Below are 14622 nucleotides of genomic sequence, written 5' to 3' on the forward strand. Positions count from 1 at the left end.
CCCCAACTCCCTTGCGACACCGACGATTGACGGCACATCCGGGCCGTCGCAGGCCAGCACGATCCGAGCCCGCAACGCGAGCGCCTGGGCGGACGTCGCCCGGCGGGCCCATCGCATCAGCATCGCCCGCTCCTCGCCGGACAGCAGCAGCGGCTCCAACGCAGGACCGCGACGACGCACTGGCACATCCGAAGAATCACTCACGCAAGATCTAACGACGGATCTCCGGCGCAGGACACTAGTACTCCAGCCGGAGTTGTGATCTTCGTGGCTGGAGGGTGGCTTGGTGGTGAGGGCTGCGGCTGGCCCGGGCTTGGTGGCGTCGTCGGCAGAGGTGCCGGCGCAGTCGGTATGTGAACCGCTCCGGGTTCCGCCGAAGCGGGACGTCTCGCCCAAGGCCGGCGGAGAGAGGCCCGCCTCCTACCACATCGCTGAGCCGCGCAACTCGACCTACAGGATTCAGAATTCGGCGGGTACACGTCCGTGGCGGTCCGTACGCTGAGCAGCATCGGGCACAACGACGTGCAACGGCTGGCCACGCTCGCTCACCTCTGTGGAAAGGACCTCCATGAGCCCCGGTACCGCCAAGCCTGTTCCCACCCGCCCGGCCCGGTTCACCCTCGACCCCTCCTTCACCGTCGGCGAGGTCGCCCCCCGCCTCTTCGGCTCCTTCATCGAACACCTCGGCCGCTGCGTCTACACCGGAATCTTCGAGGCGGACCACCCCGCGGCCGACGAGGCGGGCATCCGCACCGACGTACTGGAGCTGATCCGCGAGCTCGGCGTCACCACGATCCGCTACCCCGGCGGCAACTACGTCTCCGGCTACAAGTGGGAGGACTCCGTCGGCCCGGTCGAGGAGCGCCCACACCGCCTCGACCTCGCCTGGCGCTCGACCGAGACCAACCGCTTCGGCCTGTCCGAGTACATCGCCTTCCTGAAGAAGATCGGCCCCCAGGCCGCACCCATGATGGCGATCAACCTCGGCACGCGCGGCGTCGCCGAGGCCCTGGAACTCCAGGAGTACGCCAACCACCCGCAGGGCACCACCCTGTCGGACCTGCGCCGCGCGCACGGCGACAAGGACCCCTTCGGCATCCGGCTGTGGTGCCTGGGCAACGAGATGGACGGCCACTGGCAGACCGGCCACAAGACCGCCGCGGAATACGGTCGCATCGCCGCCGAGACCGCGCGCGCCATGCGCCAGCTCGACCCGTCCGTGGAACTGGTCGCCTGCGGCTCCTCCGCCCAGTGGCTGCCCACCTTCGCCCAGTGGGAGGCGACGGTGCTGCAGGAAACGTACGACCTCGTCGACTACATCTCCCTGCACGCCTACTACGAACCCCACGACGGCGACATCGACTCCTTCCTCGCCTCCGCCGTCGACATGGAGTCCTGCATCGAGAACGTCGTCGCCACCTGCGACCACGTGGGCGCGAGGCTGAAGTCGAAGAAGAAGATCAATCTGTCCTTCGACGAGTGGAACGTCTGCTACGGCTTGGACTTGACCGGGCCGGACGACTCCGGCACGGAGGCCTGGGCGCAGGCGCCCCGTCTGCTGGAGAACAGCTACAGCGTTCTGGACGCCGTCGTCGTCGGTTCGCTGCTGATCGCGCTGCTGCGCCACGCGGACCGGGTGCGCGTCGCCTGCCTGGCCCAGCTCGTCAACGCCATCGCCCCGATCATGACCGAGCCGGGCGGCCCGGCCTGGCGGCAGACGACGTTCTTCCCCTTCGCGCAGGCATCGAAGTACGGCCGCGGGCAGGTCCTCGACGTGCGGGTGGACTCGCCGACGTACGAGACGCAGAAGTACGGCGAGGCCGACCTGCTGCACGCCACCGCCGTGCGTGCCGAGGACGGCTCGGTCACCCTCTTCGCCGTCAACCGCAGCCGCACGCAATCCCTTCCCCTGCACGTCACCCTGAACGGCCTCGGGCTGACGTCGGTCGTCGAGCACAGCGCCCTCGCGGACGCCGACCCCGACGCACGCAACACCCTCACCGATCAGGAACGCGTGACCCCGCACCAGGTCGCCGGCACCACCCTGGGTGACGGCACCCTCAGCGCCGTCCTCGAACCGCTGTCCTGGAACGTGATCCGGCTCGCCTAGCACTCCTGCCGGAGCTGTGATCCTGCTGGTGTGGGGGTGGTGGGGAGACGGCTGCGGCCACCGCTGATCATCGTCAGGTGTGTGGACTGAAGACGAGGCGGTGGCCGCGGGCCACAGCGTTGTGCCTGACCGCTGGCAGCCAATGTTCGAGGGCCTGCTGGGCCGGATCGCCGGCCGTTTCACGCGGCTGGAACCCCGTTTGCCGATACGGCAGTTGGTGCTGGGACTGCTGGCCGACCTGCCGCGCAAGAACTGCTGGACGATCGCCGAGCACGCCGGGGACACCAGCCCGGACGGGCTGCAGCACCTGCTCGGCCGGGCGAAGTGGGACGCCGACCTGGTGCGCGACGACCTGCGGGCGTTCGTGGTGGACCACCTGGCCGATGACCAGGCCGTGCTGGTGGTCGACGAGACCGGCGACCTGAAGAAGGGCACCCACACCGTCGGAGTACAGCGCCAGTACACCGGCACCGCCGGGCGGATCGAGAATGCCCAGGTCGCGGTCTACCTCACCTACACCTCCCGGCACGGCCACGCGGGCATCGACCGCGCGCTGTACCTGCCCAAGTCCTGGACATCCGACCCCGGGCGGTGCCGCCGCGCCGGAGTGCCCGACGGGGTCGGCTTCGCCACCAAGCCGCAACTCGCCGCGCAGATGATCGAGCGGGCACTGGACGCCGGCGTTCCGGCCGCATGGGCGGCCGGCGACGAGGTCTACGGCGACAACCCCCATCTGCGCGCTGTCCTGGAACAGCGGCAGATGGGCTACGTGCTGGCCATCTCCAGCACCCACCGTCTCCCCATCGCGGCCGGACCGCAGCGCGCCGACCACCTGGCCAAACGCATCCCGCGGCGGGCCTGGCACAAGCTGTCTGCCGGACGCGGCGCGAAAGGACACCGCTGGTACGACTGGACGCACATCGCCCTGACTGCACCCGGCCTGGCGGGCCACCACTACCTGCTGGTCCGCCGCAACCGCCGCACCGGCGAACTCGCCTACTACCGCTGCTACACACCCCGACCAGTACCACTGTCCACCCTGGTCAAGATTGCCGGAAGCCGCTGGACGGTGGAGGAGACCTTCCAGAGTTCAAAAACCCTGGCCGGACTGGACGAGCACCAAGTCCGCCGCTGGAACTCCTGGCACCGCTGGGTCACCCTCGTCCTGCTCGCCCACGCCTTCCTCGCCGTCACCGCAGCCCTCGAACGCCAAGGCCAGACCCTGACCGACGACGGAACCAGCCCCGACGGACTGGCCCCGCTCACATGCAACGAGATCCAACGCCTGTTCACCGCCCTACTCGCAGAGATGCCCCTATGGTTCGTCAAACCGCCGAAAAGGACACTGTGCTCGCCGAAGGCCGGATGTGCCGGTAGAGCTCTCGGGCGACGTAGCGCTTGAGGCAGCGGATGATTTCGCGCCTGGACATGCCCTCGGCGGTGCGTCGCTGCAGGTAGGCCTGGGTGCGTTCATCCCAACGCAGGCGTGACTGGACGATGCGGTAGAGGGCGGCGTTGGCCTGCCGATGGCCACCGCGGTTCAGTCGTCGTCGCTGGGTCTTGCCGGAGGACCGCTCGACCGGGCTGACCCCCCACAGTGCGGCGAACGATGCCTCGTCCGTGAGCCTGTCCGGGTTGTCACCTGCGGCGGTGAGGAGGACCGCGGCACTGTCGGGGCCCACGCCCACGAGTTCCAGGAGCTGGGACCGGCTGGACCGGACAGCTGCGGTCATTCGCCGGGTCACCTCCTTGATCTCCTGATCAAGATTCTGGATCCGGCGGGCGAGCAGGCGCATCGTGAAGACGGCCTCACCTCGATCGTCGTCCAGTGCCACACAGGTGGCGACCAGGGCCGGGTTGGTCAAGCCGGTGAGGAGTTCGCGCAGGTCCGGCTCGACGACCAGGAGGACCGCCTTGAGCTGGTTCATCGCCTGAGTGCGCGCCTTGACGGCCGATTCCTTGGCCAGCCGCAGAACGCGCAAGTCCGCTGCCGGCCCGTCCGCGGTCTTCGGCATGGTGGTCGCGCGTCCCGACAGGACAGCCCGCGCGGCAGCGTCCGCGTCGATGGCGTCGGTCTTGCCGCGCTTGCGTCGGGTGGCGCGGTCGGGCTGATTGATCTCGACAACGTCGATGTGCTCCCGGCGCAGAGCCCGGGTCAGCGCGGCTCCGTAGGAGCCGGTGCACTCGACGCCAGCGCGCCGGACGATGCCGAACGACTTTGCCCAGGAGATGAGTTGGTGATAGCCGACGGCAGTGGTCGGGAACTCCTGGTGCGCGAGGGATGCTCCCAGAGTGGTGATCACGGCGGCGACGTGGATGTCCTTGTGGGTGTCGACCCCCAGGATCACGTCCTCGGCCAGGGCCGAATCATTCTGCGTGCTGAGTGCGGGCTGGGACAAGCTGGCGGCGGTCACAAGGCTCCTCGAACTGGGGCTGGTGGCCGACGCCGGTCCGGCAGGCGGTCAGAACTGTGATGGTGCCCTGTGCGGCAAAGCCCCTATCGGGACACGCTCACCGGGCCGGCGGCAGCAGGCACCGCTGGGACCGGACGCCGACAGATCCTAAACAGGGCACCTGCGGCCAGTTGTCCCACGGGTCAGGCTTCCGGTCCCAGCGGCACGTCGCAAGTCTCACAGTTGTCCCAGATCAGGACTATCGGGCCGTCCAGCTGGTTGTGCGCCGCGACGATCAGGTCGCGGTAGTCGGTCCACGCGAAGCTCTTGCGGCCCTTGTTCCTGCCCTGGCCGTCGTCCAGCCGGGGCCGGTAGATCAGCCGGGACCGTTCACCGGGCTTGTAGCAGGTCAGGGCGGCGATCGAGACGCGTCGGCGGGAGCGTCCGCGCACCCGGACGACGGGCGTGTGGCCTCGGCGTCCCCAGGTGCGGGCCCGCGCCGGCGTCATCGAGACCCTGGCCTCGTCCTCAAACACCAGCCACGCTCCGAGCGCCGCCACTACGCTTTTACCTGCGGCCACACCTGCCTCTTCCACACCGCAATGGCGCCCTCGTCGCGCTCGATCGCCCGGCGGACCGGCTGCTGGCACGACCAGCCATGGCGCCGCAAGAGCTTCCACACGCCCTGGACTGTGTAGGAGATGTGGAACCGCCGACCGATCAGAGTCTTGATCCGCGCCAGCGTCCACCGCTGGTCCTGCCAGCCGTGCGCGAGCGGACCCTTCTCCAACTCCCGCTCCAGCTCACCGAACTGCCGATCGCTGAGCCGGGGCAGCGACTGCGGCCCCTTCGACTCCAGGGCAGCCGAACCGCCCTGCCGCCAGGCCTGCCGCCACCGCTCCACCGACCGCACGGTGACCCGGAGGTCGGCCGCTATCACCCTGTTGCCGTCACCCCGTTCGAACCGCTCGGCGGCCTCCAGCCGTACCCGCTTCCGACGCTGTTGCTCCTGGGCAGTGAACCCGCCCCCTGCGCATATCCCACTCCGATGTCGTACCGCAGGGATCAGGGTCCGTCAGCACCTCCGACAAGGCGAGTTCAACCTGAGTAGACAGGGCATACTGCGGGAGCCGTCGCGGACGCTGATCCGCACGCACCGGCCGGTGATCCGCACGACGGTGACCTCCATCCGGCGCCCGCAGCCGGTCTTCGCCGCGTTGCCCGCCAGCTCGCTGACGACCAGTTCGCCAGCCTCCACCAGGTCGTCCAGCCCCCACCGGCGCAGCACGGTGCGCACCAGGCGCCGGGCCGCCGAAGCGGACTGCGGCTCATATGGCAGCAGCGCCCTGGCGCGGTCGGCAGCCGGGGTCCCCGTCGGAGTCTCGACGGCCGTGGTCACCGTGAACCTCGCGCCCGCCGGTCCTGCCCCGGCGGGGTCGCAGCTGTGACCGGTGGGCAGGGGTATGCGGTGCGCGGCCACGGCGGTTCTCCGCTCTCTCATCGGCGTGACGGCTGCGCCCACCCGACAGGGGGCAGGTGGGCGCAGCGGCCTCACTCGCCCCGGAGCCGGGTGTCCGGTGCGTCACTGCGGGCGATGAATCGACGGTAGGGAGTAGCCGCAGGCGCGTTCAATGCGATTGCGGGTGATTGCGGTGATTCACCCGAGGGTGTCGATCGCGGTGGTGATGAGGGCCCGGGCCGCTGCGCCGTGGACGGCCAGCTTGGCCAGCTCGGCGAAGGCGCGGTGGTGGTCGGCGAGCTCGCGGGGCGGGTGACGGTGACCTCGGCGGTCAGCGTCTCCACGCAGGCGCGGGCGCCAGGTCGAGCAGTCGGCGGGCCTCGCTGATCCGGCCCCGGATCAGGCGGCGATCCGCACGCGTCAGGCCGGGGTCGCGCAAGTGGTGTTCGATCAGGTCGTGCCGCAGCGTGAGCCCCAGCGCAGCCCACAGCGGGGCGAGCGGCCCGGCCTGGTAGCGCAGGTTGGAGACGACGGTGGTCACCAGCAGGGAGATCCCCAAGTACCGGGGGAAGGCCTCCGGGTGTGCGGCGAGCAGCGCGCCGAGACCGAGCTGGACGGTGAGCAGTGCGGCGGAGTGCAGCCACAGGCGTAGGCGCAACCTGGGGGTCGGCGTGATCTCGTAGACGATCGCCAGTTCAAGGGTGGGTACCAGGCCGATCTCGACGGGCACGCCCGCGATGGTGGTGGAGATCAGCTTGCGGCCCCGGCCGTAGCGGACGAGGGTCAGCCGGGCACCCGCGGCCCGGTGGAACAGCAAGGTCCACATGTCGGGCAGCAGCAGGCCGAGCCCGATGCCGAGCAGAATCCCGAGAAGGGCGGCGGGATCACCGTCCTGTAGCGCGAGGATGACCAGCGGGGCGAGCAGTACGGCGAGCAGCCGCCGGGCCAGGCGGCGGGATATGGGGAACATCACGGGCGAAGCATCCCGGTTGGTGGCCGTAAAGGGAAGTCACCCTCGGGATACGCCCGTGACGGCCAGCACTGTCAGCCTTCGTCGGCCTTCCGAGTGTCCGCCCGCTGACGGCTGCGACCGGGCCACGCCAGGTCGGCAGCTTGTGGATGGCCTGGCCGGACCGGTGGGTAACGTCCCGCAGGTGAAGGAAACGGCGGTCGGCCTCCCGACGGCGCCGACCTTCCTCGGCAGCGGCGTCCCGGTGTCCGATACGCCGCGCCCGGGACCGCCCGTTCAGGTGGGCGTGCGTTCCAGAGCCGCGGCCGTCCCGATCCATCGTTCCAGGACGGCGTGTTATCGCAGGTCAGAGGTCGTAGAACGTTCCGGCGTCCCGGATCAGCCATCGGAGGTGGCCGCTGGGACGGTTCCCGGGCCAAGGTCTTGCCAGGCCCGGCAGACCGGGTTCCGCGCCGCACGACTGACACCGGGGGATTTCCCAATGCGTATTCACCGCAGCCGCACCACCGTCCTGGCCGCGCCCGGCACCGCCGCGCTCGCCCTCGTCCTCACCGCCTGCGGCCCGGACGGAACGGACACCAAGGCCGCCGGCACGGCACAGACGCCCGCGACCGCGCAGACCGCGCCCGGCGCCACCGACGCCACGCCGACCACCGCCAGCGGGCAGGGCGCGAGCAGCGCGCCCGGCGCGGGGGCCGGGAAGAGCACCGACGCCGCCCCGGGCGCCGGCACCGGGAAGGACTCCCCCACCCCGCGGCCGGCCGGTGCCACGCAGACACCCGCCGACCCGGCGTCCGCGTCCGCGCCGCTCTGCACCGTCAAGGACATCGCCATCAGCGCCGCCCTCCAGGACCGCCCGCCCTACACCCACCTCGTCCTGACCGCGAAGAACACCTCGGGCCACAGCTGCCGGCTCAACGAGTACCCGCAGATCCGGTTCCTCGAAAGCCACCGCGAGAACGTGCCCGCCGTCGCCAAGAGCAAGCCCGCCGCCCCCGTCGTCCTCACCGCCGGCGCCCCCGCCTACGCCGTCGTCAGGCTCTCCAACGGCGGCGTCCACGAGAACAACGAGCCCGTGACCGCGTTCTCCGTCACCCTCGCCGGCGGCAGCGGGCCGGCCACCGTCAAAGCACCCGGCAACGGCGGCATCGCCGTCAACCCCGCCGCCTGGGCCACCGGCTACTGGACGCCCGAGCTGCGCAACGGCGCCGACGAATTCTAGGCCGGCCCACCGCTCGCGGGCCGACCAGCGCCGAGACAGGCACTGGCTCCCACAGCGCGACGGCCGCCTGCCAGTCAGCGACGTACGAGGCGGACAGCTCCGTCCCACCGCCGTGACGCCGGCACAGCGACCTGGTCACCCTCGTGCCGGCTCGGCTCACCGCAGGGTGGGAACACCTCAACTTTGCCCTGCGGTGATCGTCGAACGGGCACCCGCTCGCCGATCACCGCCCCTCGTCCATGATCGCGATGCCGACCAGACTCAGCCGATGGGCTGTCCGTTCCTACCGGACATCGCCGCAGTCGGACGTCGGCGCGCAGCTACTGCTGGTTGCCGAAGCTGCTGGTGAACGTGCTCAGGTCTGCGCCCAGGTCCAGCGGCGCCGGGGTGACGTCATAGTCGATCCACCACACGACGGGCACGGTGGGGGCCAGCTCGCGAAGCACCGTGTAGATGACGGTCAGCGGCGCCGACAGGGACCCTCTGTCGGCGAAGGAGAACACATGGTGTGTCAGGTTGAAGAACAGCTCGGTGAACTGCCCGGGCTCCACCTCCACCTGGATCTCCAGGTGCCCCTCGAAGATCTCACCCACCGACGCTCCCGGCCAGTTCCGGGTGACGGACTCCTCCAGCCGCTCGCGCGTGAACGGCCAGGGCCCGACCTGTTCGCGGTCGGAACTGACATAGAAGTCGGATCCCACAGATGCTCTCGTTTCCGTCGGTGACCTGAGGCGAATCCAGGTTAGGGAACCACCCGGACACGTCCGGTGACACTGTCCACCGCCATCAGCACCTCGAAGTAGGCGGACGCCTTCGAGTCGTTGGTGATCAGTTCCAGATGGTTGACCTTGTTCCGGGGATCATTGAACGCCGAGGAGTACTTGTTCAGCTTCTTCTCCTCCCCCTGCATGGTGTTCTCGTACGCGAACTCGAACACCCCATCGGCATTGTCCAGACGCAACGGCGACCTACACCTGCTGTTCTGGCCGATGTACTTGGCGTCGACCGCGGCACCGCCCTCGAACCGTACGCCGTCGGCGTCCATGCCCAGCTCCCGGCCGTCCCTGGGGTCGGTGACCGGTGTAGAACCGGTACTCCGTCGAACCGGCGACGCGCAGCTGGTAGGCCCGTCGCCTGTCGATCCTGATGTTCCCCCTGGGACCGGACAGCTGAGAGGTCCTTCCGTCGGCCGCCAGCTGCGCCATCCAGGCCTGGCGAGAGGCCTGCTGAGGCAGCGGCAGGACGGGGAAGGGGCCTTGCCGGATCGTGGGGCATCGGTGGCGTACCCGGTGTGACCGTGTATAGCGGCGGCTTCGGGGCGGCGGCCGCGGTGGCCGTGCCGGCACGTACCAGGACCGTGCCCGCGACGGCTGTGACGGTGACGGCGGCGCCGACCGGGATGATGCTCGCCACCGCGGCGTCGACGACGGCCGCGGCCTCGGCCAGGACCGCGAGTTCGCCGCTTCCCTCGATGGCCGCGGTCATCGCGACGGCCGCCGCGCCGGCCTCGGCCGCGATCGCGGCCTCCCCGCCGGCGGCCGCCGCATCCGAGATGCCGAAGGTGAACACCGTCAGCACGATTCCCGCGCCGGCGACGAGACCCGCGGGTGGCCAGGTTCTCCAAGGTGTCGCGGTGGTCCTCGACCTGCTGGGCGTAGGACTCGCACGCCACACCGAGCTGGTGGGCCGCGTTCGTGACACTGTTCAGCGGCGGCCCCTTGGTCCGAACCCGGCCCGGCTGCTTACCGTCGGGGCCGTCACTGGCACCTTCGCCGCGCTCCGTCAGCCGGCGGAGTGCCTCGCGCGCCGGTGGACCGGCGCTCCCCCCGCCAGCCGCCTCGTCGTAGCGGCTGAGGGCGGTCAGGGCCTCGTAGAGGAGGTGCCGGGGTGTTCTCCTGGTGGCTTCTCCATGCCTCGCCCGGGGCGAGGTGGGTGGGGATGACGAGGGTGGAGATCTTTCCGTCGCCCGGTCTGGCGCAGTGCTCGGCCGGCGGCCTGGACGAGGTCGACGGTGCTGGTCTTGGTGTCAGCCCGTCAGAGCGCTCGGGCGCGGCCGGGCGACACGCGCCGCACGAACTGATCCCAGGGCTGGACGGCCGGGTCGCGTCCCGGCGCCTCGGGGCCGGTGCTGCGCCGGCGCCGCGGTCTCCGGTCCGGAGCAGCGTGCCGCCGGGGGATGCCGAGGGGTTCCGTCAGCTGGCCCGAAGACCCACCGCCAGGGTCAGTTCGAGGACCCGGTGTGGCGATGTGAGATCCGGAAACAGCTCCCGCAGCTGCGACATCCGGTACCGGACCGTCTGGGGATGGACGAACAACGCCGCCGCCACCTCGTCCCGCCTGCCCTGGTGCAGCAGCCACGCCCGCAGTGTCTCCTCCAGTCGCTGTGCGGTCGCGACGGGCACGGTGCGCAACGGGGAGAGGGCTCGGGCACGCAGGTCCGCGAACGCGTCCGCGTCGGCGCTCAGTACCAGCTCGGGCAGGTGGTCCTCGGTGTCGCGGATGTCGGAGGAGAGGGAGCGCGCGCGTGCGGCTCGTGCGTACGAGGCGTGGGCACGAGTCCATGGCCGGGCCGGGCCGACCACGGCGTCGCGGTCGGTCAGCTGCCGCAGGAGGTGTGATCGGTCGGCGTCGGGGACGAGCAGCACACCGGTGGCGTCCGGTAGATCGTCGAGGACGAGAGTGTTCGGGGCGAGCGCGCGGTAGGCGGGCCGGGCCTGGGCGGCGGGCAGCAGGACCGCGGTCAGCGAGACCGGGGGCTGCCATCCGGCCCGTTGAGCGGAGGTCAGCAGCACGTCCGGGCTCGCGCCGGCCAGGACGTCGCGGGCCAGGTGTTCCAGGTGGCGCTCGTGGGCCCTGCCTCGGGCGGCCAGTTCGTCGGCGTGGCCCGCGGCGCTCGCGGCAGAGAGTTCGTCGATGTAGGCGAAGGTCAGCTCGGCGAACTTGGCGACCTCGGCGGCGGGCAGACCCGCGGGTACGGCACCTGCGGCCAGGCAGCGCCAGGCCACGCGGGCGCCGACGCGGTAGGCGCTGAGCAGCGCGTCCATCGAACGGCCGTCGCGCACCTCGCCGCGGCCCAGCTCGTAGGCCGCGTCACCCGCGTCGCCGCCCGTGGCGTGCCCGCTCGCGAGGTCCAGATAGTGCCCCAGGGCGGTGCGGACGGCTCGGCGGATGGTGGCGCCCATGCGGCCCGAAAGGGCGTTGGCGTAGGGAGGGACCTCGTCGATGATCGCCTCGACGACCTCGTCGGCGGTGGCCGTCAGCGCGGCCCGAAGCGCGGTGACCGTCGTCTCATCCAGGACCAGCTCGCTGGCCCTCCGAAATGCATGGCTCACGTCTTTTGTTCCCTACGAACAATTCAGCCGACCAGATTCACGTCCTACGGTCAGGACTTTACGCCCTGAGGCGCAGCAAGCTGGAGTCATGACGAGTGCAGCCCTGCGCAGCAGGGCGTGGAAACTACTGGAGATGGTCACGACGCCGCTGCTGCCGTCGGACTACCTCGACCTGGTCAGCCCGCTGCGGGCGGGCGCCGATCTGCGTGGGCGCATCGAGGCCGTGCACCCCGAGACGGGTGACGCCGCGACCATCGTGATCAGGCCGGGACGGGGCTGGCGCGGCCACACGCCCGGTCAGTACGTGCGGATCGGGGTCGACGTCGACGGGGTGCGCCTGTGGCGTGCCTACTCCATCACCTCGCCGACCGACCGCGAAGACGGCCGCCTCACGATCACCGTGAAGGCGATCCCGGACGGCAAGGTCAGCAACCACCTGGTCCACAGGGCGGCCCCGGGCACGCTGATCCAGCTCGACCAGGCGACCGGTGACTTCGTGACGCCGCCGGCCAAGCCCGCCAAGGTGCTCTACCTGACGGCCGGCAGCGGCATCACGCCCGTGATGGGCATGCTGCGCGACACCGGGTTCGACGACACCGTCATGATCCACTGCGCGCCGCAGCCGCGAGACGTGCTCTTCCGCGACGAACTGCACGCGCTGGTCGCGGACGGGAAACTGCGTCTCACCGAGGTGCACACCGACACCGACGGCAGGCTCGACATCACCCGTCTCGACGAACTCGTGCCCGACTGGGCCGAGCGCGAGACCTGGGCCTGCGGGCCCGCTGGCCTGCTCGACGCCGTGGAGGAGCACTGGACCGGGCACGGCGTCCACGAGCGCCTGCACACCGAACGCTTCCGCCCCCGCATCGTCGTCGCCGGCGACGGCGGCGAGGTCACGTTCAGCGTCACCGGCAAGACCGTCGACGCGGACGGCGCCACGCCGTTGCTGGACGTCGGCGAGGAGGCCGGCGTCCTCATGCCCTCCGGGTGCCGCATGGGCATCTGCTTCGGCTGCGTCACGCCGCTCAAGACGGGCGCCGTCCGCGACCTGCGGACCGGCGAGATCACCGAGGCCGAGCCGGGCGTCCTCATCCAGACCTGCGTGTCCGCCGCGGCGGGACCCTGCGACATCGAACGGTAGGAGCACCGTGACCGCCATCGACCCCACCGCCCACCTGAGCGCGGAGCAGATCAAGGAACTCGGCCGCGAGCTGGACGCGATCCGCGACGAGGTGATCGCCGACCGCGGCGAGAAGGACGCCGCCTACATCCGTAAGGTCATCTCGGCGCAGCGCAAGCTCGAGCTGGCCAGCAGAGGCGTGCTGCTGTTCTCGATCTTCCCGCCCGCGTGGCTGATCGGCACCGCCGGCCTGTCCGTGGCGAAGATCATGGACAACATGGAGATCGGCCACAACGTCCTGCACGGCCAGTGGGACTGGATGCGGGACCCGAAGATCCACTCCACCACCTGGGAGTGGGATCACGTCTCGCCGTCCGAGCAGTGGAAGCACTCGCACAACGAGCTGCACCACACGTACACCAACGTGATCGGCAAGGACAACGACCTCGGCTACGGCATCATGCGCGTCGACGAGGACCAGAAGTGGCACCCGTTCCACCTCGGCCAGCCGCTGTGGAACTTCATCAACGCCTGCTTCTTCGAGTACGGCATCGCAGCCTACGACCTGGAGCTCGGCAAGAACCTGAGCAAGCGCCGCCGCAAGAGCCCGGAGTTCCGCGCGCGGGCCAGGGCCGTGGGCCGCAAGATCCGCAGGCAGGTCCTCAAGGACTACGTGATCCACCCGCTGCTGTCGGGCCCCTCGTTCCTCACCACGCTCGCCGCCACGTTCACCGCGAACCTGGTCCGCAACATCTGGACCCACTCGGTGATCATGTGCGGGCACTTCCCCGAGGGCGTCCAGGTCTTCGAACGCCGGTCGATCAAGGGCGAGACGCGCGGCCAGTGGTACCTGCGCCAGATGATGGGCTCGGCGAACATCAGCGGCAGCAGGGCCATGCACTTCATGACCGGCAACCTGTCGCACCAGATCGAGCACCACCTCTTCCCGGACCTGCCGAGCAACCGGTACGCCGAGGTCGCGGTGAAGGTGCGCGCGCTGTTCGAGAAGTACGAGCTGGAGTACGTCACCGGGCCGCTGCCCAAGCAGGTGTTCTCCGCGTGGCGCAAGGTCTTCCGGCTCTCGCTGCCGAACAAGAAGGCCAAGGTCACGACGCCGGACCACGAGCAGGAGCTCGTCGCGGCCTGATTCCGGATCGCGGGGAGGGAGGCGCTGGGGTCGTACGGGTGGGCCCCGGCCGGCCCGGTCTCATCATCCCGGTCGAGGGTCACGTCGTCCACGGTCGGCGCGGCGACGTCGAGCAGGTCCTTCGGCCGCTGCACGGTCCGCGCTCCGATGATCGCCCCGCTCGCCGCCCTTCTCGCCCGCCCCCCTGGTGCCCGCCCGCTGTGCGGCCACGCCGCCGCCTACGTGAGGTGGCGCAGCAGAGCGGTGACGGCCGCGGACACCTGCCCGCGGGGATGCACCACCGTCACCTTCCAGGTCGGTGCGTTCTGGGCGAACCGGCGTGCCGTCAGGTCCGGAAAGCGGGCGGCCAGGGATTCCGGCATGACGCACACGCCCAGGTCCTGGCGGACCAGGTCGGTGGCGCTCAGAACGTCGTTGACCTCGAAGGTGGCGGTGCGGTCGACGAGGGCCGTACGAAAGGCACGGTCGAGCGAGTGCCGGATCGCCCAGCCCACGGGGAAGTCCACCAGGGGCAGGGCGGCCACCTCGGCGAGGGTGACCGGCCGCTCGGGTTCCATCGCGCGGCTCGGCGCCGTGATCAGGACCATCTCCTCCTCCTTCAGCACTCGTACGGTCAGGCCTCGCTGCTGGGGACGGGTCAGCGCCACGATGGCCGCATCCGTGGTGCCGTCGCGCAGTGCCCGCAGGAGGTCGTCCGCCGGCGCCTGGCGAAGCCTGACCGTCACCTGCGGGTGGTGGTGACGGAAGGCGGCCAGCGCCTGGGCGAGGCCTGTGTACAGACCCTGCATGACGCCGATCGTGATCTCTCCCCGGAGCTCTCCTTTGGTCAGGTCAACGGCGGCTCGGGCCTGTTCGGCGGCCTGCAA

13 protein-coding genes and 2 pseudogenes are annotated in these 14622 nt (G+C 70.3%); 5 read left to right on the forward strand and 10 right to left on the reverse strand.

The features are described 5' to 3' along the window. Positions 1-123, reverse strand: a pseudogene (locus AB0J08_RS38710) (IS630 family transposase); the annotation flags it as partial. Between the two features lie 445 nt (positions 124-568). Here AB0J08_RS38710 and AB0J08_RS38715 point away from each other — a divergent pair. Together AB0J08_RS38715 and AB0J08_RS38720 are read left to right on the forward strand one after the other, a co-directional pair. Next, positions 569-2110 (forward strand): alpha-N-arabinofuranosidase, encoded by a 1542-nt coding sequence (locus AB0J08_RS38715; protein WP_360643919.1) that lies wholly within the window; start codon positions 569-571, stop codon positions 2108-2110. 157 nt (positions 2111-2267) lie between these two features. Then, positions 2268-3512, forward strand: a complete 1245-nt coding sequence (locus tag AB0J08_RS38720) for an IS701 family transposase (protein ID WP_360643951.1) — start codon at positions 2268-2270, stop codon at positions 3510-3512. On the opposite strand, the gene AB0J08_RS38725 is transcribed toward AB0J08_RS38720, so the two are convergent. The 5 genes and pseudogenes from AB0J08_RS38725 to AB0J08_RS38745 all read right to left on the reverse strand — a co-directional run bounded on the left by AB0J08_RS38725 (position 3436) and on the right by AB0J08_RS38745 (position 6935). Then, positions 3436-4524: an IS110 family transposase gene (locus tag AB0J08_RS38725; RefSeq protein WP_360643922.1), complete on the reverse strand. Its 1089-nt coding sequence runs from the start codon at positions 4522-4524 to the stop codon at positions 3436-3438. The two genes, AB0J08_RS38720 and AB0J08_RS38725, sit on opposite strands and share 77 nt — an antisense overlap. Before the next feature lie 221 nt (positions 4525-4745). Beyond that, a pseudogene (locus AB0J08_RS38730) lies at positions 4746-5012 on the reverse strand (IS630 family transposase); the annotation flags it as partial. A 50-nt stretch (positions 5013-5062) separates the two neighbouring features. Continuing rightward, positions 5063-5542 carry a winged helix-turn-helix domain-containing protein gene (locus AB0J08_RS38735; RefSeq protein WP_360643954.1) on the reverse strand — a complete coding sequence of 160 codons (480 nt, stop codon included), beginning with the start codon at positions 5540-5542 and terminating at the stop codon, positions 5063-5065. Positions 5543-5578: 36 nt separating this feature from the next. Beyond that, a complete protein-coding gene (locus AB0J08_RS38740; protein WP_360643925.1) occupies positions 5579-5902 on the reverse strand; it encodes an ATP-binding protein in 324 nt (107 codons plus the stop codon). Between the two features lie 391 nt (positions 5903-6293). Further along, the gene (locus AB0J08_RS38745; protein WP_360643928.1) at positions 6294-6935 is read right to left on the reverse strand and encodes a hypothetical protein; all 642 of its coding nucleotides are present in this window, start codon (positions 6933-6935) and stop codon (positions 6294-6296) included. A gap of 478 nt (positions 6936-7413) precedes the next feature. Here AB0J08_RS38745 and AB0J08_RS38750 point away from each other — a divergent pair, with 478 nt between their 5' ends. After that, the gene (locus tag AB0J08_RS38750; protein ID WP_360643931.1) at positions 7414-8154 is read left to right on the forward strand and encodes a DUF4232 domain-containing protein; all 741 of its coding nucleotides are present in this window, start codon (positions 7414-7416) and stop codon (positions 8152-8154) included. 320 nt (positions 8155-8474) lie between these two features. Here AB0J08_RS38750 and AB0J08_RS38755 read toward each other — a convergent pair whose 3' ends face one another. From AB0J08_RS38755 to AB0J08_RS38765, 3 genes are all read right to left on the reverse strand, one after another. Beyond that, a complete protein-coding gene (locus AB0J08_RS38755) occupies positions 8475-8855 on the reverse strand; it encodes a hypothetical protein (RefSeq protein ID WP_360643934.1) in 381 nt (126 codons plus the stop codon). Positions 8856-8896: 41 nt separating this feature from the next. Next, positions 8897-9199 carry a restriction endonuclease fold toxin-2 domain-containing protein gene (locus AB0J08_RS38760; RefSeq protein ID WP_360643937.1) on the reverse strand — a complete coding sequence of 101 codons (303 nt, stop codon included), beginning with the start codon at positions 9197-9199 and terminating at the stop codon, positions 8897-8899. A gap of 1147 nt (positions 9200-10346) precedes the next feature. Then, positions 10347-11486: a helix-turn-helix domain-containing protein gene (locus tag AB0J08_RS38765; RefSeq protein WP_360643940.1), complete on the reverse strand. Its 1140-nt coding sequence runs from the start codon at positions 11484-11486 to the stop codon at positions 10347-10349. Positions 11487-11574: 88 nt separating this feature from the next. On the opposite strand from AB0J08_RS38765, the gene AB0J08_RS38770 reads away from it, so the two are divergent. Further along, the gene (locus AB0J08_RS38770; RefSeq protein ID WP_360643943.1) at positions 11575-12630 is read left to right on the forward strand and encodes a ferredoxin reductase; all 1056 of its coding nucleotides are present in this window, start codon (positions 11575-11577) and stop codon (positions 12628-12630) included. 7 nt (positions 12631-12637) lie between these two features. Beyond that, positions 12638-13756 carry an acyl-CoA desaturase gene (locus tag AB0J08_RS38775; RefSeq protein WP_360643946.1) on the forward strand — a complete coding sequence of 373 codons (1119 nt, stop codon included), beginning with the start codon at positions 12638-12640 and terminating at the stop codon, positions 13754-13756. A 218-nt stretch (positions 13757-13974) separates the two neighbouring features. On the opposite strand, the gene AB0J08_RS38780 is transcribed toward AB0J08_RS38775, so the two are convergent. Further along, positions 13975-14622 (reverse strand): LysR substrate-binding domain-containing protein (locus AB0J08_RS38780; RefSeq protein WP_360643949.1); only part of this gene is annotated, 648 nt, incomplete at its 5' end.

This window comes from Kitasatospora sp. NPDC050463, assembly GCF_040655255.1.
Classification (GTDB): Bacteria; Actinomycetota; Actinomycetes; order Streptomycetales; family Streptomycetaceae; genus Kitasatospora.

Excerpts from the sequence above, each read along its gene's own strand:
- AB0J08_RS38760 (WP_360643937.1), bottom strand. The coding sequence starts at position 9,199 with ATGGACGCCGACGGCGTACGGTTCGAGGGCGGTGCCGCGGTCGACGCC.
- AB0J08_RS38715 (WP_360643919.1), top strand. The coding sequence starts at position 569 with ATGAGCCCCGGTACCGCCAAGCCTGTTCCCACCCGCCCGGCCCGGTTC.
- AB0J08_RS38770 (WP_360643943.1), top strand. The coding sequence starts at position 11,575 with ATGACGAGTGCAGCCCTGCGCAGCAGGGCGTGGAAACTACTGGAGATG.
- AB0J08_RS38750 (WP_360643931.1), top strand. The coding sequence starts at position 7,414 with ATGCGTATTCACCGCAGCCGCACCACCGTCCTGGCCGCGCCCGGCACC.